The organism is Rahnella sp. BIGb0236 (assembly GCF_004364755.1).
Classification (GTDB): domain Bacteria; phylum Pseudomonadota; class Gammaproteobacteria; order Enterobacterales; family Enterobacteriaceae; genus Rahnella; species Rahnella victoriana.
In genome coordinates this window covers 1-23,369 of record NZ_SOAO01000011.1, presented here as the reverse complement: position 1 = coordinate 23,369, position 23,369 = coordinate 1, and the positions used below count along the sequence as shown (strand labels likewise).

The following is a 23,369-nucleotide window of genomic DNA, read 5'->3' as shown; positions in this document are numbered from 1 at the left end:
AACTTAATTTCTCTTGTAGGGGATCGTTACGTTTTTTCTCCGCACAGCAGCATCATTATTATCCGCAACAAAAAGAAGAAACAATAAAGGCAGCCTTGTGTCGGGCTGCCTTTATTTTTGCCGTTATTTAAAGAGAAGGGTTAATTGCTTTTTAATCCAAATTTCTCAGTCATTAATTTCTTCAGGCTGTCGGATTGTTTACCGAATATCGCATGCACTTCCTGTCCAATAATCACCACGCCAATTGCACCGGTCTGCTGGATAGCGCCGGAGTTCACCCGTTTGAGTTCTTTTACGGTCACCCGCAAACGGGTAATGCAGGCATCAACGTTAATAATATTCTCGCGCCCGCCGAGGGCATCAATTAATAACGCTACGTCAGTCGATGGCGGCGCATCATTTTCAGGGGTTTTATTCTTCGCGGAGAATACATGCATAAAGTCTTTAATATTTACCATGATGATTACTCTCTTTCAGGAATGAAAAAAAACGTGCAACCGGGAATTCCTGATTGCACGTCGGTATTAAAATAAAGGTTTAAGCAATAACGGATAACCGGCGCGTCAGGATCTGGCAGCCCAGTGCCGGAAGCGTCAGTTTGCGCGGCAATACGCCACCATGCACCATATCGCGGTAATCGTCCGGCAGTGTCACGGTCTGGCTGTCTGCGGCATAGTTTTGCAGGAAGATAAATTCACTTTCCCCGTCGGTGCGCCGTGCTGCAGTGACGCCTTCCGGCAGTTCGGTATCTATCGCCTTCGGCAGTTTCATCTCTTTGGCCAGCGCGGTATAAAAATCAGCGTGGAACTGCTGATCATTGCGCGAAGCCAGATAATACGCCTGCCCTTTGCCGAACAGATTCACGGTCACGGCTGGCGTTCCGGCATAGAAATCATCGCCGTAAGTGGCCAGCGCCGCCGCGCCTTCCAGATGGATCACTTCGCACAACTCACTGGCACGGTACGGGCCGTTTAGCCCCAGCGCGTTGCCTTCGACACCGCTGACGCTGTTGTGCTGGTCGTCAGTCAGGCTGTCGATTTCTTCCGACCAGATGCCAAGCACCGGACGCAACGGTCCGGGGAATCCGCTGAGGAAACATAAATCGCTTTCGTTAACGATGCCGCTCCAGTAAGTCGCGACAAACCGGCCACCGGCCTGCACAAACGCGGTGATCCGCTCGCCAACGCCCTCGCGCACCATATACAGCATCGGCGCGATCACCAGGTCATAACCGGTCAGATCACAGTCGGCATTTATCACATCCACCGCGATGCCCTGCGCCCAGAACGCGCGGTAATGTCCGGCGACGGTGTTTTCATATTCCAGCCCCTGATTGCGCGGGCCGAGGGAATCGTCCATCGCCCAGCGGCTTTCCCAGTCAAAGATAATCGCCACTTTGGCGTCGACGCGGCTGCCCGCCACCGGAGCCAGCGCGGATAAAATTCCGCCCAGTTCGGAGACTTCGCGCCCGACACGGGTATCGATATGCCCGACGTGATCCACCACCGCGCCGTGGAATTTCTCCGACGAGCCACGGCTTTTGCGCCACTGGAAGTACTGCACTGAATCCGAACCGTGTGCGACCGCCTGTAAGGAAGAAAGAATGTGCATGCCCGGTTTTTTCAGCTTGCTGACCGGCTGCCAGTTGGTGAAGCTCGGCGTCGATTCCATCAGCACAAACGGCTGGCCCTGTTTCAGGGTGCGCATCAGGTCGTGATACATCGCGGTGTACGCCGCCAGACCGATATCATCTTTGCGGGTATGCCACATCGGGTAGCTGTCCCACGAGATGAAATCCAGCACGCTGGCGAGTTTCCAGTAATCGTAATCGTAGAAATATTCCATGAAATTGGTGGTCGCCGGTAACGCCGGATTCTCCGCTTTCAGCGGACGGATTTCTTCGCTGCAAAAACGGGTCACCTGATCGGTGTTAAAACGACGCCAGTCAAGATTGAGGCCATGAACGCCGCTTTCGCCCTGCGGTGACGGCGATTCGATCTGTGCCCAGTCGCTGTACGTGTGGCTCCAGAAGGTGCTCCACCAGGCTTTGTTCAGCGCATCCAGCGTGATATAGCGGGCTTTCAGCCAGTCGCGGAAACGGGTCTGACAGTGATTGCAATGGCACTCGCCGCCGTATTCGTTGGAAATATGCCAGCCGATCACCGCCGGATGATGGGCATACCGTTTCGCCAGCGCGCTGTTCATCAGCTGCACTTTTTCAGCATACACCGGCGAACTCATGCAGTGGTTGTGACGCCCGCCGTGCAGCGCTTTTACGCGGTCGCGGCCTACGCGCAGAACTTCCGGATATTTTTGTGACATCCACGCCGGGCGCGCCCCGCTTGGGGTGGCGAGAAAGACGGAGATACCGTTTTCATGTAAACGGTCCAGCACCTGATCCATCCAGCCAAACGTGAACTGGCCTTCTTCGGGTTCCAGCGCCGACCAGCTGAAAATCCCGACAGACATGACATTACAGCGTGCCTCTTTCATCATTTCGACATCGCGGATCAGGACATCAGGGCTTTCCAGCCACTGTTCCGGGTTGTAATCCGCACCATGTAATAGCCCGGAAATCTTACTGCTCAGAAGAGGAAATTTCGTCATGCTTGGTCCTTAGGAACTTTAAGAAATATCAACTCCCCGGCCAATGAAGCCGGGGAAAAAGGGATTAATTGAACACTTTGATAGAAGGAAGGACCTGACCGTCACAGCCGAATAACGCCTGGTTTTCGCGGGCATTGCCCTCTTTCCAGTGGTCATTGATGTAGGTCATACCGGCGGGCGTCGCCCAGCCTGCGCCGTCAACGGCGATCCAGGTCGGTTCCCAGTAGAACAGGCCTTTGCCGCGATGATCCGGCACCGTCACCAGGCTGTTGATCATGTCGCTGAGGAAATCAGCCTGCCCCTGCACCGTGCCCGGATAGCCGCCGTCTTTGGCTTCTTTTTCCGTAAAGCTGTTTTCAGCCGCGTCGCAGTTTTTAGTGGTATAGCCGTAGGCCACTTCCACCACAATCACGTCTTTGTTGTAGCGTTTGCTGATGTCATCCATGTTGGCCTGTAAGGCGGAAATCGGGCCGTTCCAGTAGGTGTAAAATGACAGGCCGATCACGTCGTAAGGCACGTTGCGCTGGTTGATTTCATCGAACCACCAGCGGAAGGTGTCGTTTTTGGTGCCTTCCGCCAGATGCAGCATGATTTTGATGTCAGACGGATTTTTTTCGTCCGCCCGCACCCCGGAAATCGCGGCATTCAGCAGCCCGGCCAGACGGTCAAACTCGCCGCCGCCCGCGCCCCAGCTTTTGCCTTCCGGCCACAGAATGCCGCCGTTCATTTCATTGCCGACCTGCACCATATCCGGCACGGTGCCCTGCGCACGTAATCTGGCGATCACCTCGCGGCTGTAATCATGAATGGCCGTTTTCAGCTGCGGGTAATCCATTTTTTCCCAGCTTTTCGGCTTGAACTGTTTGCCGGGATCGGTCCAGAAATCGCTGTAATGGAAATCGAGCAGGATTTTAAACCCCTGCGCTTTGGCGCGTTTCGCCAGTTCCAGCGTGGTGGCGAGATCGTTATTGCCGCCGCCGTACGGATGCCCCTGCGCGTCTTTCGGATCCACCCATAAACGCAGGCGCACGTAGTTAAAACCGTTCTGCCGGAGGATCTCCATCGCATCGGTCTGTTTGTGGTGCTGATCAAAGAACTTGCCGCCGTGTTTTTCGACGTCAATCAGCGTCGAGATGTCCGCGCCTTTGATGAAATCCGCCGGAACATTGGCGACCTTTTTGATCACCACATCCTGCGCCACGGTCGAAAATGACATCGCCAGCAATACACAGGCCATTGCGCTTTTGTTGAAAATCTTCTTAGAAAATAACGTCATGACATTATCCTTTTGTACTGCCAGCGGTCAGGCCGGAGACGAAGTATTTTTGTAAGGCAAGATAGAAAATGGCGACCGGCACGGCGATCAGCACGGCGCCTGCGGCATACATGGTGTAGTTCGCGCCCATCTTCTGCGCCACCAGGTTGTACAGGCCGATCGGCAGGGTGTACTTGTCCGGCGTACGCAAAATGGTGCTGGAGAGGATGAAATCCCCCAGCGGTCCGGTGAAGGAAAACAGCGCGATCACCGCCAGTATCGGTTTCGATAACGGCATGATGATTTCGATGAAAATGCGGAAATTCCCCGCGCCGTCCATACGCGCCGATTCATCCAAATCTTTCGGGATAGCATCGAGATAGCCTTTCATCAGATAGGTGTTCATCGGGATCATGCCGCCGACGTAAATCAGCACCAGCGCCAGATGGCTGTTAATCAGGCCGAGTAACTGCGCCAGCACAAAGATGGCGATCAGCGCCGAAAACTGCGGGATCATCTGCAATAACAGAAACAGCATCAGCCCGTCTTTACGGCCTTTAAAGCGAAAGCGCGAGAAGGAATAGGCGGTGAAGCTGACGCAAATCAGGGTCAGGATCATGGTCAGGAAGCTGATTTTCATCGAGTTCCAGTACCAGCCGACGTAATTCACGTCGCCGTTAAACAGGTCTTTGTAATGCTGGAACGAGACGTTTTCCGGAATAATCGACGTACTGAGCAGGCTGTTACCGGCATTCAGAGACGCACCGACCGTCCAGATCAGCGGATAAATAATGATCACCGCCACAATCAGCAACAGGAAATAACTCAGCCCCAGGCGAATAAACCGGTTTCTTTTAATACTGCTGTTCTTACTCATAGCCCTTCCCCCGGTTACGCCATATCATCTTGTTTAAATGAATTGGTTGAACGGAATTGCCACAGCGCAATACCGACCACAAATATCGACAGCAAAATGGTAATGGTCGCGGCAATGGCATATTGCGACGATGACATGGTGAGTTTATAGATCCACGACACCAGAATATCCGTCCCGCCTGCATTCGAACCGGCCACCGCCGGGCCACCGTTATTAAACAGATAGATAATATTGAAGTTATTAAAGTTGAAGGTGTATTGCGTGATTATGATTGGCGCAATGGAATATAAGACCAGCGGAAGCGTAATGGTTTTTAATTTCTTCCAGGTGCTCGCACCGTCCATCGTCGCGGCTTCGTATAAATCGTTCGGAATGGCCTGCAATACGCCGGTGGTCATCGCAAAGACAAACGGGAAACCCAGCCAGGTCTGCATCATGATCAGCGCCGTTTTAGTCCAGAACGGATCGGTGAGCCAGGCTTTCGGTTCAATGCCTAATGCCGCCAGAATGCCGTTGTTGATGACGCCGAAGGAATCATTGAACATGCCGGCAAACACCAGAATGGTGACGAAGCCCGGCACCGCCCACGGCAGGATCAGCACGGTGCGGATCAGCGCCTTGAAGCGCAGATCTTTCTGATTCACCAGAATCGCCAGCATCACGCCCACGGTACATTGCAGCGTGGTCGCCAGCACCGTCCAGACCACCGTCCATTGCAAGACGTCCAGCAAGGTCGAGCGCCAGATATTCAGCGTGAAGATATTAATAAAGTTTTTGAACCCCACCCAGTCGACGAGTTTCGCCGGTGGCGTGTGATACAAATTGTAATTGGTAAACGCAATCGAGAAACCGAATATAATCGGGAAGACCACCACAAACACCAGCAAAATAAAGCCCGGCGTGATCATTAAATAAGGGAATCCCTCACGCAGCAATAAATGATATTGCTTACGCACGCCGGGTAATTCCACTCCCTGATCGCGACGTTTACCGTTAGCCCACGCATCGCGCAGACTCCAGTAATAAAATCCCACGCCAAATGCGCCGATCAGCACGCTGATAATGCCTTTGGCTAACAGGAATATGGAATTATCACGCGGCACTTCTTCGCCCAGCGTATATAACCCCCATAATCCCTGACGCAGGAAATCATAGAACACGCCGGCGAAACAAATAAGAATGATAAAAAACACGATTCCCTTGGCCCATTGCCGGTTATAGAACTGCCCAAAACCGGGGATCAGCGCCACAGCCAGTGCCACCGGTGCATGGTGGCTGGCAGAAAGTGGCGCCGGGTTTTCCTCATGAAGACGCATAGACACAAAGATGTTCCTTTCACTGGTGAGGGCGTGAATTCACGCCCTCTTGTCAGACATACGGAGGTGTTACCGGTTACTCGTTGCTGGCTTTCGCCGCTTCGATCTGCATCTGGATATTTTTCACGGCATCATTGAGTGCCGCGTCAACCGGTTGTTTACCGGTCACACCCAGCTGGATGCCATTATTGGCCGGACCCCAGACTTCCTGCATTTCCGGTACACCCGGCATGGCCGTGGCACGGGTAGACTGTTCAGCCACCGCATTGGCTTTCTCATCGTTTTTGATCATCGGATCATTCACCAGCACCGTCAGTGCCGGGATTTCCTTGGTCACTTCGTAACGCACTTTGGCGTACTTAGGCTGGTTGATGAAGGTGATGAATTTCTCGGCCAGCGGTTTTTGCTTGCTGTACGTCGAGACCGCATAACCTTTCACGCCAAGGAATGAGCTCATCGGTTTGCCGTTCGGCAACTGCGGCAACGCTTTGACACCGTAGTTGATGCCCGCCGCTTCATACGGCTGAAATGCCCACGGGCCGGTGATCACCGCGGCCGCTTTCTTCTCCGTAAACAGTGAATCGATGGCGTTCAGGCCGTTATCACCGACAATCCCCGCCGGGAATAATCCGTCGGCATAGAATTTTTTCAGGTAAGTAATGGCTTCGATGCTGCCCGGTTTGTTCAGGCCGATATCTTCAACGTTGATTTCGCCTTTGGCGTCTTTACCGAAGATATAGCCGCCCATGGAAGCCATCGCGCCGTAGGCGTAATAGACTTCGTCAAACTTGGCCAGCAGGCCGTATTTGCCCTTCGCCCTTTCCGCTTTCGAGAAGGTGTAATACTCGTCGAGCGTTGCCGGAGCCTGCGGCAGCAAATCTTTGTTATAAATCAGCACCAGCGTTTCCACGGCTTTCGGCACGCCGTAGGTCTGGCCTTTCAGCTGGAATGCGTTTAATGCCGACGGGGTAAAGCTGCCGAGAAATGCCTTGTCGAGGGTCATCGGTGCCAGCAACCCCTGAACCACAGCGGTCCCTAACTGGTCATTGGGGATCACGACGACGTCGGGGCCGATACCTGCCGGACCATCCAGACGTAATTTCTCCGTTTGTTGTGCATAAGGCGTTTCTTGCACCACGACTTTGACGTTGTTCTCTTTTTCAAAATCTTTCACCGCGTCGGCAATACCGGAAGATTTCTTAATATCTTCCCAGATAAGTAACTGACCCTCGGCTGCCCGGACGGCCTGGCTGCTAAGGCTTAACGACATCAGTACCAGGGCAGTAAGGTGTGTAATTTTCATTGTTGCTCCTGAATGTGAAGGTATAACATTTTTGTAGGGTTAAACACGACACCGAATCAACAACCCATGCCAAAAACCCTTTAAACGCTGATTGCATAGTGATTAATGTCGTCCTGAAAACTATGTTATACGTTAAACTTACAAGCCATAAATCACTACAAAAAGATGCGTATTGTGTGATCTTCTCTCCAAAATTCGAACCCGCCTGTGCAAACGCTTACACAAGGTGGTTATAGTCCGAAACATCAGCGGTATGAATTCTTTATGAGGTCAAACATGTCCAGCATCAGACTTAAAAATGTGGTCAAACGTTTCGATAAAACCGTGACGTTGCATGGCATCAATATTGATATTGAAGACGGGGAGTTCACTGTCTTTGTCGGGCCATCGGGATGCGGGAAATCCACCCTGCTGCGCATGATTGCCGGGCTGGAAGACATTACGGAAGGAGACGTTTACATTGGCGAGCAGCGGGTCAATGACGTTGACCCGTCACGGCGTGGCGTGGCGATGGTGTTTCAGTCTTACGCGCTGTATCCGCACATGACCATTGCCGAAAACATGGGTTACGGACTGAAAGTGAACGGCGTGCCAAAGGAAGAAATTCGTCATCAGGTGGAGATGGTCGCCAAAACCCTGCAACTTTCTCATCTGCTGGACCGAAAACCGAAGCAGCTTTCCGGCGGCCAGCGCCAGCGTACCGCCATTGGCCGGGCGATTGTGCGTAACCCTCAGGTCTTTATGTTTGATGAACCGCTGTCTAACCTGGATGCCGAACTGCGCGTGGACATGCGCCTGCACATTTCCAAGCTGCATCAGGAACTGAAAACCACCATGGTTTACGTGACGCACGATCAGACCGAAGCCATGACGCTGGCCGATAAAATCGTGGTGATGAACTATGGCAAAGTCGAGCAGATGGGTGCGCCGATGGATCTTTACTACAACCCGGTAAATCAGTTTGTGGCCGGATTTATCGGCTCACCGAAGATGAATTTCCTGCCCGCAGAAGTGCTGAGCTGGCAGCCTGAGCGGCTGGAAGTACGACTGACGCCGGAGAAAACCCTGACGCTGGCACTCAGCACCGCCCAACTGGCGGCGGGCGATAAAATCACCCTTGGCATTCGCCCCGAACATCTGCTGTCGCAGGAAACCGAAAACGTGCTGGAGTTTAACTGCGAAGTGGTTGAGCGTCTGGGCAACAGCACGTACCTGTTCGGGCAATGTTACGGCACCGACGGTTTTAAAATGCTGCTGCCGGGCGACATGGCCTTCAACCCTTATCAGAGCCTGACCACCTGGTTCGATGCCAAACGCTGCATGGTGTTCAGCCAGGACGGACTGCGCATCAGCGCGCCAAGCCTTTCTCATCTGCATTAATCACTCGCTTCAGGCCGCCCTTTCGGGCGGTTTTGCCCCTGCCCTGCCCCGCAAAGGGATTTCAGCCGTTAAGTTCATTCACGCCGTTCCCCGTATGCAGGGCTTTTGCGCCGCAGGTGGCTTTATCCCCTTGCCTGATACGCTGTCTTCCGTTGATCAGGATATTTGGCGCGCCGTTCAGGAAAACCGATCTCACGTTGCATATCGGACATAAAAAGCCGTGACCGGTAAGTACGGCATAATGTCCATCAACCGTAAAATTATATTCCCCTTCCCTTAACGTTCCGCCGTGAGTTGTGGTATCTCCGGTGACGATTAATGGTTGCTTCATTTTAAATTCCCTTTATTTTTTAAGTCCGCCGGGCGCTATAATACCACCGGTTTAAAAAGGATATTAATCTCAAGGAAATAAAATCATGACCGGTCATGTGATTTCACTCGCGGAAACAATTTTTAATCCTGTTAATAGTCAAAACCGTTATTTACTTCACTTATTTAATTCGGATGTCGTCGCCGACGTTGAATCCTTCACCGGGCATGAGGCATTAAGCGAACCTTATTTCTATGTTATTCGCTTCACCTCACACCAGAAGGATATTCCGGCCACCAGCCTGTTAAAACAATACGCTTCTTTCGAAATGCGTGTACCGAATCCGGCCTGGTCGCTTTATTTACCGGGTTCAGAATACTGGAAAAAAAACCGGCAGGTTGAAGGGGTAATCAGCGTATTTGAACGGCTCAGCACGTCCGCAGATGAATCACTTTACGAAATAACTTTATCTCATCCTATGGCTCTGATGAATAACAAGCGGCGCTCCGCGATTTATCAGGATATTTCCGTGCCTGAGTTAGTTAAGCAAATACTCAAAGAACATCATTTCGAAGGGTATGAAATTAATTTTGATGGTCTGGCGTGGATTTACCCCCGCCGTGAAATGATCGTACAGTGGGGCGAAACCGATTTACAGTTTATCCGCCGTTTGCTTTCTGAGGTGGGGATCTGGTTCCGCTTTGAGAAGCACCCGAAACACGATGAAATTGTTACGATGGTTTTTGCAGACAGTCAGAGTCTGTACCTGTTTAATCATGCCATCCGCCTGTATAACGAAGCGGGAATGTCAGGCAATGATTATACGATCCGCGAACTGAAAGCCCGTCATAATGTGGTGCCGGCCAGCGTGATGGCAAAAAACTACTATTACCCGCTGCGTAACTATGACATCACCACAGAGACAATAGACGTGACCCGCGGCGACGATAAAACGCAGGGTACGCAATATATTTACGCGGACATACACCAGGCCCCCGGCGAACGTTACGCGCACGGGCGCGGCCAGCCCGCTGAGACCAGTGTTTTTTATGCCCGTATACGTCATGAACTCCTGCTGAATGAACAACACCGGCTGACAGGAGTAACCGACAGCCCGCAGATCCTGCCGGGTACGGAATTAATCATTGACGGCAACCTTTCCGACGCCTTTAAAAACAGTTTTGTTGTGACGGCCATGAAGGCCACCGGTTCCCGAAAAAATGCCTACAGGTCAGAATTAAGCGGCATTCCCTACAGTGAAGATGTTTGTTTCCGGCCTGAACGTCTGCCGCGTCCCTGCATTTCCGGCACTGTTCCCGCCCGCATTTCCGCATTAAAGTTTAATGACACGCTGGCACATATTGATGCTTTCGGGCGTTATCGCGTGAAATTTCATTTCGATTTAGAAGATCAATGGAAAAAAGGCTACGAAAGCCTGCCGGTAAGGCTGGCCCGCCCTTATGCCGGTGATACTTACGGTTTCCATTTCCCTTTGCAGGATAATACCGAAGTCGCGATCGCCTTTGAGGGGGGCGATCCTGAACGGCCATACATTGCCCACGCCCTGCACGACGCCACAAATCCCGATGTAGTCACCAACCGCAACAACACCCGCAACGTGATACGCACCCAACGAAATAATAAATTGAGGATGGAAGATAAGCGGGATCAGGAACATATCAAGCTGGCCACCGAATACGGAAAATCACAGGTCAATTTAGGCCATCTGGTTGACGCCAGCGGGGAACCACGCGGGGAAGGTTTTGAAATCCGCACGGATAAACACGGCGCGTTACGTGCGGATCAGGGGCTGCATATCACGACAGAAGGACAGCCAAAAGCCAGCGGCCATCAGTCAGACATGGCTGCGACGGTCGCCCAGCTGCAGGCGGCTTTACAATTAGCGCAATCCCTTTCGGCCAGCACCACAGCCAGCGATACCCCCGCCACAGACACCGGCAAACAGCAGGCATTACGCCAGGCGACTGACAAGCTGGCCGAACCGGTGATCGCACTCTATGCCGATGCGGGCATAGCCCAGACGACGCCGAAAACCGCGCAAATCAGCGCGGGTCAGAACGTGATCACCACGTCGCACAAGGACACGTCCTTAAATGCTTTTGGCCGCTTTACGGTTGCCGCTGCGGAACTATTTTCCGTTTTCGTCCGTAAGGCGGGGATTTTTCTGACAGCTGCAGGTGGCCCGCTCCACCTGAAAGCGCAAAAAGATGAAATCAAGCTAACGGCATTCGGGGACGTGATCACCACCAGTTCAAACGGGCGCATTTCTTTCAATGCGAAAAATGAAATTGTCCTGATGTCCGGTGGCGCGGGCATCCGTATAAAAAACGGCGTGGTTGAGGTATTAGCGCCGCAGGGCATTCTTTATAAAGCCATGGATGTGCGTTATTTGCCTGCGGCCAGCATTCAGGAAGCATTACCCGTTTTCAAAAACGGTGAATTATCGCAGCAATTTTTACTCCATGCCGACGGGGAACCGGATCACCCGCTCACCAACCAGAAATTTATGCTGATTAAAAACGGCGTACAGATTGAGGGGATCACAGACGCTGACGGCCATTCTCCTTTGCTGAACCCGTCAGAACTGGAAAGTTATTCGTTAAGACTCATTCACGACGAACAAGAATAGGGAAATCATCATGACAGATAACACAGAAAAAAAGACACCGCCGCGCCCGCCGGTCTGGCTGGCGACAGGCTGTATTGGTGTGCCTACGGATGCGGGGCCATCGATGTACGTCACAAAATGCGCGGTTCCGCGCCCTATGCCCTGCATTGTGATTCTGGTTCACGGCGTTAACGACGTGGGGGAAGCCTATCAGAATCAGGAAAAAGGCATTATTGCGGGGCTGAATCAGCGTTTAGGCCGCGATGACCTGACGTGTCACGAATGGTCAGAGAAAGAATTCCAAATCATGGACGCAGACGGAAAGCAGCAGACGTGTACTGACACCGATAACACACAACGGGAAGTGTTATCGGATGTGGCTTCCCCCGTTATTCCGTTTTACTGGGGTTACAAACCGGTTGACCACGCAACCTACGTTGCTGATCAGGAAGAATACATAAAGCAAATGCAAAAGACTTACCGCAGCCCTGAAACGCCGCTGCCGTATGACGCTTTTCAGGAATATAACGAATGGACAATCAGAAGGCATGACGGGAAAAATATTGATAATTACAGCAACGTTTTAGATCCGAATTTTGCCAAAGGCGGCGGCACCTTTGCCAACGCCACGACAAATATCCCGGATATGTTCGGGCCGGGCGCAAACGGGGCAATGATGGGCATTCCCAAGGCCATAAGCCAGAATAACGCGCCGGACCGCACACACCCCATTTATGATAATCCGCACCGGATTTATCAGGTGTTTGCAGCGCACCGGCTGGCCGATCTGATTATGGAAATCAGGCGAAATCCCACAACGGAAAAAGATGCGATCAATATCGTCGCCCACAGTCAGGGGACAATCATCACCATGCTAGCCAATATGATGGTTAAATCTCAAGGGTTAGCCCCTGCGGACTGCGTGATTTTCAATCATTCGCCCTATTCACTTGAAAACCGGATCATGGAAATGGGCCTGCCGGGAAATCAGCAAACCACCGCCGCCCGCGAAAAAACCTTTAAAAACTTCTGCGCACTTATGCGTACAAACGCAAGGTATCAGGACGGCAGCGACGGACTGCATAGCGAAGCAGACACCCAAAAACTGTACGATACGATTTGCATTAAAAAGGCGGGGGCGTGGTATCAGGATCCGCGCCACCGGCGTAATAATTTCGGCAAGGTTTATAACTACTTTTGCCCGAATGATCAGACCGTATCCCTTGAACCGATACAGGGCTTCGGCTGGCGTGGCGTCCCTGACAAGATAGCCAACACCATCCCTAATCTGCGCCAGCGGGTATTCGCGCAGGATGAATTAGTAGGCGTGAAAGCCTCCGCCCCGTACCGGTTTGCGGGGCCAATAACGCAGGGTAAAGGCGTTTATACAGGCGCGGCGCACTGGTTTTCATACGCTTCATACTCGTTTAATGATGTGACGGTGACGGGGGAAGAACTGCCAGAGCCTTTTATTTTTGAATTGCAGGGGCAGCGCAATCAGGGAGAAGAAAAATACCGTTCAAAAATGAGCGGGCCGGATATTGAGATCGCCAGCGCCAACCTTGCCAGCCAAACCACTGTATCTGAACGGCGGGAAGTTCCCCCGTATCAACCTTTCAGCACAATGCAGGCCGGGCACAATTTAACCACGAATGAATGCCGTATTCTGAGTGCGTATTTATATCCGGCGGGGCAAGCCGTTATAGAAACGGCGGTGATTATTGATGTTAACGGAGAAAAATATTTTTCTTACCGTCGTACAAAAACCAGGGAAGAAGTCAGAAAGGAAATAGATGAGGCGCAATCTACGGTATTAAGTCAGCATTCGTCTATTGTAATGAGTGATAAAGCGCCAGACATGGCAATGGCTTACGATCTGGCCATCGGTCAGTGTAAATCTCACGTTATTGAAGACGGCAGATTCTGGCGGAGTTTGTTGCACCGTGCAGACTGGCGGCGGGAATATAATCCCAATGATGACACCGCAGAATATTACCGCAGCGGAAAGTTAAACAAAGATTTAATTAAAAAGTTTATGAACAATCCAGATGAGTATTTACCAAAGGGAGAATTTGAGGTAGTTAATGATTATGGCCCGCGCACCCGTATTCATGCGGCCCGTTATCCTGCAATCCATAACCAGGAGGTCACCGTTTACCAGTGGCCGATGCCGCCAACGCTGACCGAAAAGGAATTAAAAAGAACATGAAAACACGCCCATGCATTGCTGCCGGTCTGGCGGCGCTTTTACTGATTGCCGGTTGTTATGGCCGCACCAGTGAGAAACCGACGCAAATCATTTACCGTTTTGACGATCACCGCTATTTGGAATTAGTGGGGTATTATTGCCAGGGGGCTTTAAATTATGTCGATACAACACTCGGAATAAAATCAGAAGTACAAAGCCAATTTTATCAAGCTTTTGGTAGTAAATATATTCACCCATCTGATAAATATATCGCGATCCCATCTTGGGAGGTGGGAGGTTTTGCAGTATCAAAAGATTATGGGCAAACGTGGCAGGTAGCGCCAATAAGTGACGGTAGACCAAACCGAAAAGACGTAATTTCATTCACTGTCGTTAATAATCGCGGGTATATGCTGATAAAAGACGGTCGATTATACGTGAGTTCAGCGCCGTTTGATGATCCACGTGTTATGCCGGGAGGGACGGGCATTCATTATAATATTGATGGTGAGAATCATAGTATTACTCCACAATTTCCCGGAAGGTCGTGGGGCATGGAATTTATAAAACAAAAAGATATCTCTAATTTAACAATCCAATATTATTCAAACTGGCAAAACTTCCCGCAAAAAGTACCCGCCGTAATAAATTATCAGGGATGGGATCATATGAAATGTAATCCCTCATTAGGGCTTGAGGAAAAATGAAAAAACATCCACGCATTGCCGCCGGCCTGGCGGCGCTTTTACTGATTGCCGGTTGTTATGGCCGCACCACCGAAAAACCGGCACAAATTATTTACCGTTTTGACGATCACCGCTATCTGGAAATTGTGGGGTTTTATTGTCAGGGGGCTTTAAATTATGTCGATACAAAACGTGGAATGAAATCGGAAATAGCTAGCCAGTTTTACAGGGCTTTTTCAGAAAAATATATTCATCCCTCTGAGCGTTATATAGTTATTCCTGACTGGGATGGTGGGGCGTTTATAGTATCAAAAGATTATGGGCAGACATGGCAAACTGCACCAATCTCAGGAGACTACGCCCCAAGCAGCAAAGAGGCCAAATCTCTTACCGTTGTTAATGATCGTGGTTATTTTCTGACAAAAGATGGGCGATTATACGTAAGTTCAGCGCCGTTTGATGATCCGCGTATCCTCCCGGGGGGGCCGGGGATAGATTATTTCGTAGAGGGTGAGCGCGGTACGATTACGCCACAATCATCGGGGCGGGCATGGGGAAGGGAATTCCTTTCAAAAGATGGATTAAAAGGTTCAACAATGGAATTACATTCAAATTGGGATGATTTCCCGCAAAAAGTACCCGATGTAATAAATTATCAGGGATGGGATCATATGAAATGTAATCCGGCGTTAGGGCTTGAGGAAAAATGAAAAAACATCCACGCATTGCCTGAATCCAGCCATTGTAATGTTACCCGCCGCCCTTTCGGGGCGGTTTTTCCCTCCTCTTCCGCACTAATGTAAACCGCATTGATAATCGTTATCATTTCTTTTATTGTTAGCGCCTCTTCAGGGAAACGTAAAGGAATCGGAAGAAGATGAATTATCAGCAGAATTTTTTCACGACGCTCACCGCTAAGCGCATGGCTGGCGGATTAGCCGGACTCACGCTTGGCGTGCTTAGCTTCGCCACGCAGGCTGTCACCGTGACCGATATCGCCGGGCGCACTGTTACCGTGCCGGATGATATTCAGCGTGTGGTACTGGGAGAAGGCCGGTTGTTCTTCGCCCTTTCCCTGCTCGAAGGCCAGAAACCCTTCGACCGGATTGTCGGCTGGCAGGGAGATTTCCGTAAGCTTGATCCGCAAACCTACGCCACCTATCAGGCAAAATTCCCGCAAATCGACAAGATCCCGCTGATTGGCAACACCAGCGCCGACAGCATCAGTCCGGAGAAAGTCCTGACGCTGAACCCGCAACTGGCGATCTTTGGTTTGTCAGGCCACGGGCCGGGCCGGGAAAGCGAACTGGTGACGCAGTTGCAGAAAGCCGGAGTGCCGGTGGTGTTTGTGGATTTCCGCACCTCTCCGCTCAAAAACACCCTGCCGAGCATGGAGCTGCTGGGTAAAGTGCTGAACCGTGAGAAGCAGGCGCAGGACTATATCCGCTTCTATCAGGACAATATCAGACGCGTCACCGACGTCACCAAAGACATTCCTGAGCAGGATAAACCGAAGGTGTTCATCGAGTTACGCGCCTCGACGGCGGATGAATGCTGCCGCTCGGCCGGTAACGGCAATATGGGCGATTTTATCGATCAGGCGGGCGGCGTGAACATCGCCAAACCTCTGCTGCCCGGCCCTCTCGGTCAGGTGAATCTGGAGAAAGTGATTGCCGCACAACCGGATGTCTATCTGGTGAGCGGTGGTGGCAAACCGCCGAAAGCTGGCGATCCGCAACCTGCGGGTTTAGTGCTCGGCGCGCAAACCACGCCGGAACAGGCCAGCGCCAGCCTGAAACCGCTGCTGGCGCGCAAAGGCATCAGCACCCTGAAAGCTGTCGAAGATGGCCGCAGTTTTGGCATCTGGCACAACTATTACAATTCCCCGTATAACGTGCTGGCCGTTCAGGTTTTCGCCAAAGCGTTTTATCCGCAGAAGTTTGCCGATCTCGATCCGCAGCAAACGCAGCAACAGCTTTATAAACAGTTCCTCGCCGTCGAACCGACCGGCACTTACTGGACAGAGTAAAGGGACACCGCCCCGCGCTGCCGGGGCTTTTTATCTCACGGAGAGAAAACATGGCTAAGATGACATTCACACCGGCGATCAAAGCCGGGCTGCTCGCACAACTGATTGCTGCCGCGTGTCCGGTGATGGCGGAAGACGTCAGCGAAGTGAAAGAAAAAGAAGATCAGATGGTGGTGACGGCTTCCGCGATTGAACAAAACCTCAAAGATGCGCCCGCCAGTATCAGCGTGATCACCCGCGAAGACCTGCAAAAGAAACCGGTACAAAACCTCAAAGACGTACTGAAAGATGTCCCCGGCGTGCAAATCACCAATGAAAGCGATAACCGTCAGGGCGTCAGTATCCGCGGGCTGGGCAGCGGCTATACGCTGATTCTGGTTGATGGCAAGCGCGTGAATTCCCGCAATGCGGTATTCCGCCATAACGATTTCGATTTAAGCTGGATCCCTGCGGAATCCATTGAACGCATCGAAGTGGTGCGCGGGCCGATGTCTTCCTTATATGGCTCTGACGCGCTGGGCGGCGTGGTCAATATTATTACCCGCAAAGTCGGTACAAAATGGCACGGCACGCTGAGCGCCGACACCACCGTGCAGGAACACCGCGATCGCGGTGACAGCGGCAACGGGAATTTCTTCGCCAGCGGTCCGCTGGTGGACGATTTACTGGGCGTGAAAGTTTACGGCGCACTCGGTAAACGTCAGAAAGATCAGGCCAGTTCCGCCAGCGGCAGCACCGGTCAGCCGCGCATTGAAGGGTATACCTCGCGTAACGCCAACGTCGAATTCTCCCTGACGCCGGATGAAGATCAGGACATGACCTTTGGCTACGGTCTGGATCGTCAGGATCGCGATTCCGATACGCTGGATAAAAACCGTATCGAACGCGAGAATTATTCTCTCGGCCACAACGGCCGCTGGGGTTTGATGAATACCGAGCTGCGTTTCTACGGTGAAAATATCGAGAACAAAAACGCCGAAACCATTACCTCAAAAAACAACTCTCTCGACGGCAAAGTGGTGATCCCGCTCGGCGATTACAATCAGTTTCTGACGTTCGGCGGCGAATACCGCAACGACAAACTGGAAGACGGCGTGAACATGAAAAACGGTGGCAGCACGCAGGCCAATCAGTACGCGCTGTTCCTCGAAGACGAATGGCGTATCTTCGAAAATCTGGCGCTGACCGGCGGCGTGCGCATGGATGACCACGAAAACTACGGCGTCAACTGGAGCCCGCGTGCCTATCTGGTCTACAACGCCACCGACAGCGTGACACTGAAAGGTGGCTGGGCGTCAGCGTTCAAGGCCCCTTCCCTGTTGCAACTCAGCCCGGACTGGCAAAGTGCCTCCTGCCGTGGCAGCTGTAATGTGGTGGGCAGCAAAGATCTGAAAGCGGAAACCAGCGAAAGCGTGGAGTTTGGCCTGTATTACGCCGGTCAGGAAGGCTTGCTGGAAGACGTGACCGCCAGCGCGACAGTGTTCCAGAACGACATCGACGACATGATCACCGTGATCCGTACCGCCAACCGCAATCTGGCACCGACTTATCAGAACTTTGTCGGTTTCGACGCCAGCGGCAATCCGATCTTCCGGTATTACAACGTCAACAAGGCGCGGATCCGCGGGCTGGAAACCGAACTGGGTTTGCCGCTTTCCGATACGCTGAACCTCAGGCTGAATTACACCTACAACGACGCCCGCGACCTGAGTAACGGCGGCAATAAGCCCCTCTCGGAACTGCCGTTCCACACCAGCAATGCGACCGTTGACTGGAAACCGCTGGAAGACTGGAGCTTCTATATTTCCGCCAACTATAAAGGCAAAAGCCGCACCGTCACTGACGGCAACGCCACGCCGGGCGGTTACACCATCTGGAACACCGGCGGTTCGTATCAGGTCAGTAAAGCGGTAAAAATCCGCGCCGGGGTGCTCAACCTGACGGATAAAGACCTCAACCGCGACGATTACAGCTATAACGAAGATGGCCGGAGATATTTCGCCGCTGTCGATTACAGTTTCTGACAATAACCTCCTGCCGGGTCGCTTCACGCCCCGGCAGTTTCAGTGCTATACCTCTTATCATTATTTTTCCGATAAGAGGTTCTCATGCCACTGCAATGCCGCATTCTTGATGATTACCAAAACGCTGCCCTTTCGCTGGCTGACTGGCAGGCACTCGCGCCGCAGGTAGAATGCCGTGCGCTGACGGAACACATCGAAGACGAAAATACCCTGGCGGAGACGCTGAAAGACGCCGATATCCTGGTGATTATGCGTGAACGGACGCCCTTCACCGCCGCGCTGTTTGCACGTCTGCCCAATCTGAAACTGCTGATCACTTCAGGCATGCGTAATGCAGCCATCGATCTGACCGCCGCGAAGCGCCATGGCGTGACCGTATGCGGTACCGGCAGCGGGCAATCCGCCCCGGTCGAAATGACGTGGGCGCTGATCCTCGGGCTGGCACGGCATTTGGTCACAGAAAATAATGCGCTGCGCCAGAACGGCCCGTGGCAAAGCACGCTCGGTGCTGGCCTGAGCGGTAAACGGCTGGGGCTGCTGGGACTGGGGAAAATCGGGCAAAAGATGGCGCATATCGCGCAGGCTTTTGGCATGGATGTCTGCGCCTGGAGCCAGAACCTGACCGCAGAACGCGCAGCGGAACATGGCGTAACACTTTGCGCATCGAAACAAGAATTGCTGCAAACCAGCGACGTGGTGTCCATTCATCTGGTGCTCGGCGAGCGGACACGCGGTTTACTCGGCGTCAGCGAACTGGCGCAGATGAAACCGTCCGCCCTGCTGATCAATACCTCGCGCGCCGCAATTGTCGATCAACCCGCCCTGATTGATGCACTGCAACGCGGTGTGATCGCCGGTGCCGGTCTGGATGTGTTTGATGCTGAGCCACTGCCCGCCGGTCATGCTTTCCGGACCCTGCCCAATGTGCTGGCGACGCCGCATCTGGGCTATGTCTCCGACGGCAATTATCAGGTCTATTTCAGGGAAGCGGTTGAGGATATTCAGGCATTTCTGGCGGGTAAACCGCTGCGCATTTTGGAATAAGGCTCAATCCTGAACGTAAATCACAGGCGTAAAAAAACCGGGCCTGAACCCGGTTTTTGCTTTCAGCAGCGACGAAATTACTTGGTTTCGTTGGCTTTGATTTCGCCCATCGCTTTCAGCTTTTTGGACATTTCACGACGTTCTTTCGACAGGTCTGCATTGCGGATGATGTAGTCATCAACACGATCTTCATAGTCGCCGCGCATGCTGGCAATGATCGCCTGAATTTCGTCGATGCTCATACCGGGTTTGATGTAGTCGCTCAGGTTGTCGAGCAGCAGAACACGTTTCTGGTTGTCACGGATTTTCTTTTCATTATCAGCAATTTCGCGTTGTAATTTGTTTTTACGACGGAAAATGCGCACAAACTCCAGAACGTCCTGGAAACTCGGCTTATTGATATTGTCCATTTTAACACCTTCGATTAAGTTACACAGATTCAGTGACTTGTCGCAACCGCTTTGCCTGCCTTTACGCAAAAGCTTAGCAGGAAGAGTAGCAAAGATCGGGCTGCGCGCTCAGATAATCGTCCAATAAGCCCATCTTACCCGTTTTAGGCCGCAGACAAAAATCCCTTCATGCTTTCGTCGTTTTAACGCTGCTTATTTGAGCGTCTTCTTTTTGCATCGTCATGGTGATCAGGTCACCCATGGATTTCAGTTGCTCGGCCACCTGCGCGCTGAGCCAGACGTAGCCATACACCTGCGCTTCCAGATGATTCGCTGCGTTCATTTCCGCCATCAGTGCTTTAAGTTCTTCCGCCGATTCATTGAGCTGGTGGTTGATCGTCAGCTCGTCACCTTTGGTGCCGTTCAGCAACATCTGGCTGAGTTTTTCCAGCGTGCTGAGCATCAGCAACTGCGCGCTGCGCAACGTACGGGCATTGAGCATCAGGAAATGACTTTCGCGCGAACTCCAGTAAGCATCGGCCAGCAGTTCGAGCGTACACAGCAGGTTGCGGCTCAGCGTCTGGATCGCGTCAAACACTTCGCGCGGAATATGAGATTCTTTACTGGCGGGCGCGAACAGAGAACGCATCTTGATCATCTGGCTCATAGATGTCTTCATTTTGCCATGCAGATGCGGGCGTTCGAGCATGTTCGGCGACAACCACGCACTGTAGAGTTTATTCAGCGACATCAGATAATCCGCCATCTGCATACGCCAGTGAATAAAGGCACGCTGCGGATAAATACTGGCGAACAGCAGCGCCAGCAGGGATCCGAAAATCACATCGCCCGATCGCCACAGCGCCATTTTCATGTCGCCCGGCCCCGCCCCGCAAACTACCGCCAGCGTGATACCAATCAGCAACGCCATATAAGGACGTTTACCGAGGGTCAGATACCCGCTGACGAACATCACGACGCCGCACCACACCAGCATCAGCGGAAATGAATACAGCTCCAGCCACAACGCGATCAGCCCGGAAGCTGCACCTAAAACAGTGCCGCTGATGCGCTCCAGTACGCGCTGCACGACATTTCCCCAAAACGAAATCGGCCCCATTACCACGACCAGGGTGATCAGCGGCCAGGTGCCTTCGGGGATTTCAGTCAACCGGACAATCAGAAATGTCAAAATGAACGCCACCGCGATACGCAGGGCGTGAGTAATCCGGTAATGACGGTAAATGACGTTATCCAGCGGAGAAATTTTCTTGTCGAGACGCACGTTAGGCCTGCCGTAAGGCGTGAATTCAGATTAGGCGGTAGTTTAGCCGAGTTGGGAAAGGGGATCACCCTGCTTTTATCAGGGTTTTGGGGGATCTTGCCAGCGTGTATGTAAATTTTAACGATGTGTTCCGGGGCTGTGCATTTTGTCATGACTTCATTGCGGCGGATGGTATCCTAGTCGCCGTCGAGTTTACCCATTCCGCACTGATTAAGGTTATTTTCGTAATGTCAGACAAGCCGCAAAAAACGTTCTACTTCCACGATTACGAGACCTTCGGTAAGAATCCGGCGCTGGACCGTCCGGCGCAGTTTGCCGGGGTGAGAACTGACGAAGACTTCAACATCATCGAAGAACCGTTGGTCATTTATTGCCGCCCTTCTGACGATTACCTGCCGGAACCGGAAGCGGTGATGATCACCGGTATTACACCGCAGATCGCGCTGGAACGCGGCGTGACCGAAGCGGAGTTTACCGCGCAAATCCACAAGGCATTCAGCGTACCGGGCACCTGCATTGTCGGTTATAACAATATCCGTTTCGACGATGAAGTCAGCCGCAATATCCTGTATCGCAACTTTTACGACCCGTATGCCTACAGCTGGCAGAACGGAAACTCCCGCTGGGATTTGCTTGATGTGATGCGCGCCTGTTATGCGCTGCGTCCGGAAGGGATCAACTGGCCGGAAAACGATGACGGTCTCCCGAGTTTCCGCCTTGAGCATCTGACCAGGGCCAACGGCATCGAGCATGAAAATGCCCATGATGCGATGGCCGACGTTTACGCGACTATCGCGATGGCGAAACTGGTGAAGCAGGCGCAGCCGCGTCTGTTCAGTTTTCTGCTTGAACACCGCAGCAAACATAAACTCAATACCCTGATCGACATCCCTGCGATGGCGCCACTGGTGCATGTTTCCGGTATGTTTGGCGCAGCACGCGGTAATACCGCCTGGGTCGCGCCGCTGGCCTGGCATCCTGAAAATAAGAACGCCGTGATCATGTGCGATCTCGCCGGTGATATGTCGACGTTATTGGATCTCAATCCTGATGAGATGCGTGAACGCCTGTACAGCCGCCGCGATGCGTTGCAGGCGGGCCAGTCTCCGCTGCCGGTCAAGCTGGTGCATATCAATAAATGTCCGGTGCTGGCACCGGCCAAAACGCTGTTACCGGAAAATGCCGAACGGCTGGGGATTGACCGTCAGCGTTGTCTTGAGAATTTGCAGTTACTGCGGCAGAACCCGCAGGTGCGCGAGAAAGTGGTCACGATGTTTGCCGAAGCCGAACCGTTTACACCTTCCGATGACGTGGATGCCCGCCTGTACGACGGTTTCTTCAGCGATGCCGATCGCGCCGCAATGCGCATTATTCTGGAAACCCGTCCGGAAAATCTGCCCGCACTGGATCTGACTTTTAATGATTCCCGCATCGAGCCGTTGTTGTTCCGCTTCCGTGCGCGCAACTACCCCGCCACGCTGACCGATGCCGAGCAGAAGCGCTGGATGTTGCACCGGCAGGAGAAACTGACGGACGAACGTGTGCAGGCGTACATTTTAGAGCTTGAATCGCTCTATAATTTGCATGAGGGGGACGTTGAGAAGATGGCGCTTCTCAAGGCGCTGTTTGAATATGGGAAGAAACTGGTGGGTTAACCGGTGATGCTCCTCCCCCTGCGAAGGGGAAAGGCTGCGAGCGGTGTATAAAGGGCTAACCTCTCGTCAAAGCAAACTTCAACTCGTTGATTTCGCTTTAATACCCCACCCCAGCCCTCCCCTTCGCAGGGGAGGGAGCAGAGCAGTTAACTCACTCAACCTCAGCGGTACGATTAAGCCGTCGTGTGTTTGCTCCTCCCCTTCGCAGGGGTGGGAGCAGAGCAGTTAACTCACTCAACCACAGCGGTATGATTAAGCCGTCGTGTGTTTGCTCCTCCCCCTGCGAAGGGGGAGCAACTGTGTCGAATGTCAATCCGGCAGCGATTAATTTGCTGCCCATTCACGACCATCTCGCACCATCGCATTCAGGATTGTCACCAGTTTCCGGATGC

Annotated in this window: 18 protein-coding genes; 9 read left to right on the top strand and 9 right to left on the bottom strand. The window is 52.5% G+C overall.

The genetic code is table 11. The features are described 5' to 3' along the window. Positions 1-140 precede the first annotated feature (140 nt). From EDF78_RS19140 to EDF78_RS19115, 6 genes are all read right to left on the bottom strand, one after another. Entirely contained in the window at positions 141-458 is a 318-nt protein-coding gene (locus EDF78_RS19140; protein ID WP_131693221.1) for a glucose PTS transporter subunit EIIB, read from the bottom strand. Positions 459-537: 79 nt separating this feature from the next. After that, positions 538-2,607, bottom strand: coding sequence for a beta-galactosidase (locus EDF78_RS19135; protein WP_133823678.1), 2,070 nt, complete (start codon positions 2,605-2,607; stop codon positions 538-540). A gap of 64 nt (positions 2,608-2,671) precedes the next feature. Further along, positions 2,672-3,823: an arabinogalactan endo-beta-1,4-galactanase gene (locus EDF78_RS19130; RefSeq protein ID WP_229921118.1), complete on the bottom strand. Its 1,152-nt coding sequence runs from the start codon at positions 3,821-3,823 to the stop codon at positions 2,672-2,674. 64 nt (positions 3,824-3,887) lie between these two features. Further along, complete coding sequence (locus tag EDF78_RS19125) at positions 3,888-4,739, bottom strand: sugar ABC transporter permease (protein WP_095922462.1); 852 nt, start codon at positions 4,737-4,739, stop codon at positions 3,888-3,890. 14 nt (positions 4,740-4,753) lie between these two features. Next, the gene (locus EDF78_RS19120) at positions 4,754-6,055 is read right to left on the bottom strand and encodes a sugar ABC transporter permease (protein ID WP_095922463.1); all 1,302 of its coding nucleotides are present in this window, start codon (positions 6,053-6,055) and stop codon (positions 4,754-4,756) included. A gap of 76 nt (positions 6,056-6,131) precedes the next feature. Beyond that, complete coding sequence (locus EDF78_RS19115) at positions 6,132-7,358, bottom strand: extracellular solute-binding protein (RefSeq protein ID WP_095922464.1); 1,227 nt, start codon at positions 7,356-7,358, stop codon at positions 6,132-6,134. Positions 7,359-7,634: 276 nt separating this feature from the next. Here EDF78_RS19115 and ugpC point away from each other — a divergent pair, with 276 nt between their 5' ends. Then, a complete protein-coding gene (gene ugpC / locus EDF78_RS19110) occupies positions 7,635-8,738 on the top strand; it encodes a sn-glycerol-3-phosphate ABC transporter ATP-binding protein UgpC (RefSeq protein ID WP_095922465.1) in 1,104 nt (367 codons plus the stop codon). A 61-nt stretch (positions 8,739-8,799) separates the two neighbouring features. Here ugpC and EDF78_RS19105 read toward each other — a convergent pair whose 3' ends face one another. Further along, positions 8,800-9,069 carry a PAAR domain-containing protein gene (locus EDF78_RS19105; protein ID WP_131693225.1) on the bottom strand — a complete coding sequence of 90 codons (270 nt, stop codon included), beginning with the start codon at positions 9,067-9,069 and terminating at the stop codon, positions 8,800-8,802. An 85-nt stretch (positions 9,070-9,154) separates the two neighbouring features. Here EDF78_RS19105 and vgrG point away from each other — a divergent pair, with 85 nt between their 5' ends. The 7 genes from vgrG (at position 9,155) to EDF78_RS19070 (ending at position 19,648) form a co-directional block, all read left to right on the top strand. Further along, positions 9,155-11,698: a type VI secretion system Vgr family protein gene (gene vgrG, locus EDF78_RS19100; protein WP_133823676.1), complete on the top strand. Its 2,544-nt coding sequence runs from the start codon at positions 9,155-9,157 to the stop codon at positions 11,696-11,698. A 175-nt stretch (positions 11,699-11,873) separates the two neighbouring features. After that, positions 11,874-13,886, top strand: a complete 2,013-nt coding sequence (locus EDF78_RS19095; protein WP_243839467.1) for a DUF3274 domain-containing protein — start codon at positions 11,874-11,876, stop codon at positions 13,884-13,886. Next, positions 13,883-14,572, top strand: a complete 690-nt coding sequence (locus EDF78_RS19090; RefSeq protein ID WP_133823674.1) for a hypothetical protein — start codon at positions 13,883-13,885, stop codon at positions 14,570-14,572. The genes EDF78_RS19095 and EDF78_RS19090 overlap by 4 nt, the downstream gene beginning before the upstream one ends. Then, positions 14,569-15,261: a hypothetical protein gene (locus tag EDF78_RS19085; protein WP_133823673.1), complete on the top strand. Its 693-nt coding sequence runs from the start codon at positions 14,569-14,571 to the stop codon at positions 15,259-15,261. Before EDF78_RS19090 ends, EDF78_RS19085 begins: the two co-directional genes overlap by 4 nt. Positions 15,262-15,473: 212 nt before the next feature. Further along, entirely contained in the window at positions 15,474-16,580 is a 1,107-nt protein-coding gene (locus tag EDF78_RS19080) for an ABC transporter substrate-binding protein (protein WP_165497952.1), read from the top strand. Between the two features lie 50 nt (positions 16,581-16,630). Then, positions 16,631-18,604 carry a catecholate siderophore receptor CirA gene (cirA, locus tag EDF78_RS19075; RefSeq protein WP_133823672.1) on the top strand — a complete coding sequence of 658 codons (1,974 nt, stop codon included), beginning with the start codon at positions 16,631-16,633 and terminating at the stop codon, positions 18,602-18,604. A gap of 84 nt (positions 18,605-18,688) precedes the next feature. Next, entirely contained in the window at positions 18,689-19,648 is a 960-nt protein-coding gene (locus EDF78_RS19070) for a D-2-hydroxyacid dehydrogenase family protein (protein WP_133823671.1), read from the top strand. 77 nt (positions 19,649-19,725) lie between these two features. On the opposite strand, the gene EDF78_RS19065 is transcribed toward EDF78_RS19070, so the two are convergent. Together EDF78_RS19065 and EDF78_RS19060 are read right to left on the bottom strand one after the other, a co-directional pair. Next, positions 19,726-20,058 carry a DUF496 family protein gene (locus tag EDF78_RS19065; RefSeq protein ID WP_013574907.1) on the bottom strand — a complete coding sequence of 111 codons (333 nt, stop codon included), beginning with the start codon at positions 20,056-20,058 and terminating at the stop codon, positions 19,726-19,728. A 166-nt stretch (positions 20,059-20,224) separates the two neighbouring features. Beyond that, positions 20,225-21,322, bottom strand: coding sequence for an FUSC family protein (locus tag EDF78_RS19060; protein WP_133823670.1), 1,098 nt, complete (start codon positions 21,320-21,322; stop codon positions 20,225-20,227). Positions 21,323-21,549: 227 nt separating this feature from the next. On the opposite strand from EDF78_RS19060, the gene sbcB reads away from it, so the two are divergent. Continuing rightward, positions 21,550-22,977 carry an exodeoxyribonuclease I gene (gene sbcB, locus EDF78_RS19055; protein ID WP_133823669.1) on the top strand — a complete coding sequence of 476 codons (1,428 nt, stop codon included), beginning with the start codon at positions 21,550-21,552 and terminating at the stop codon, positions 22,975-22,977. Positions 22,978-23,369: the final 392 nt, after the last annotated feature.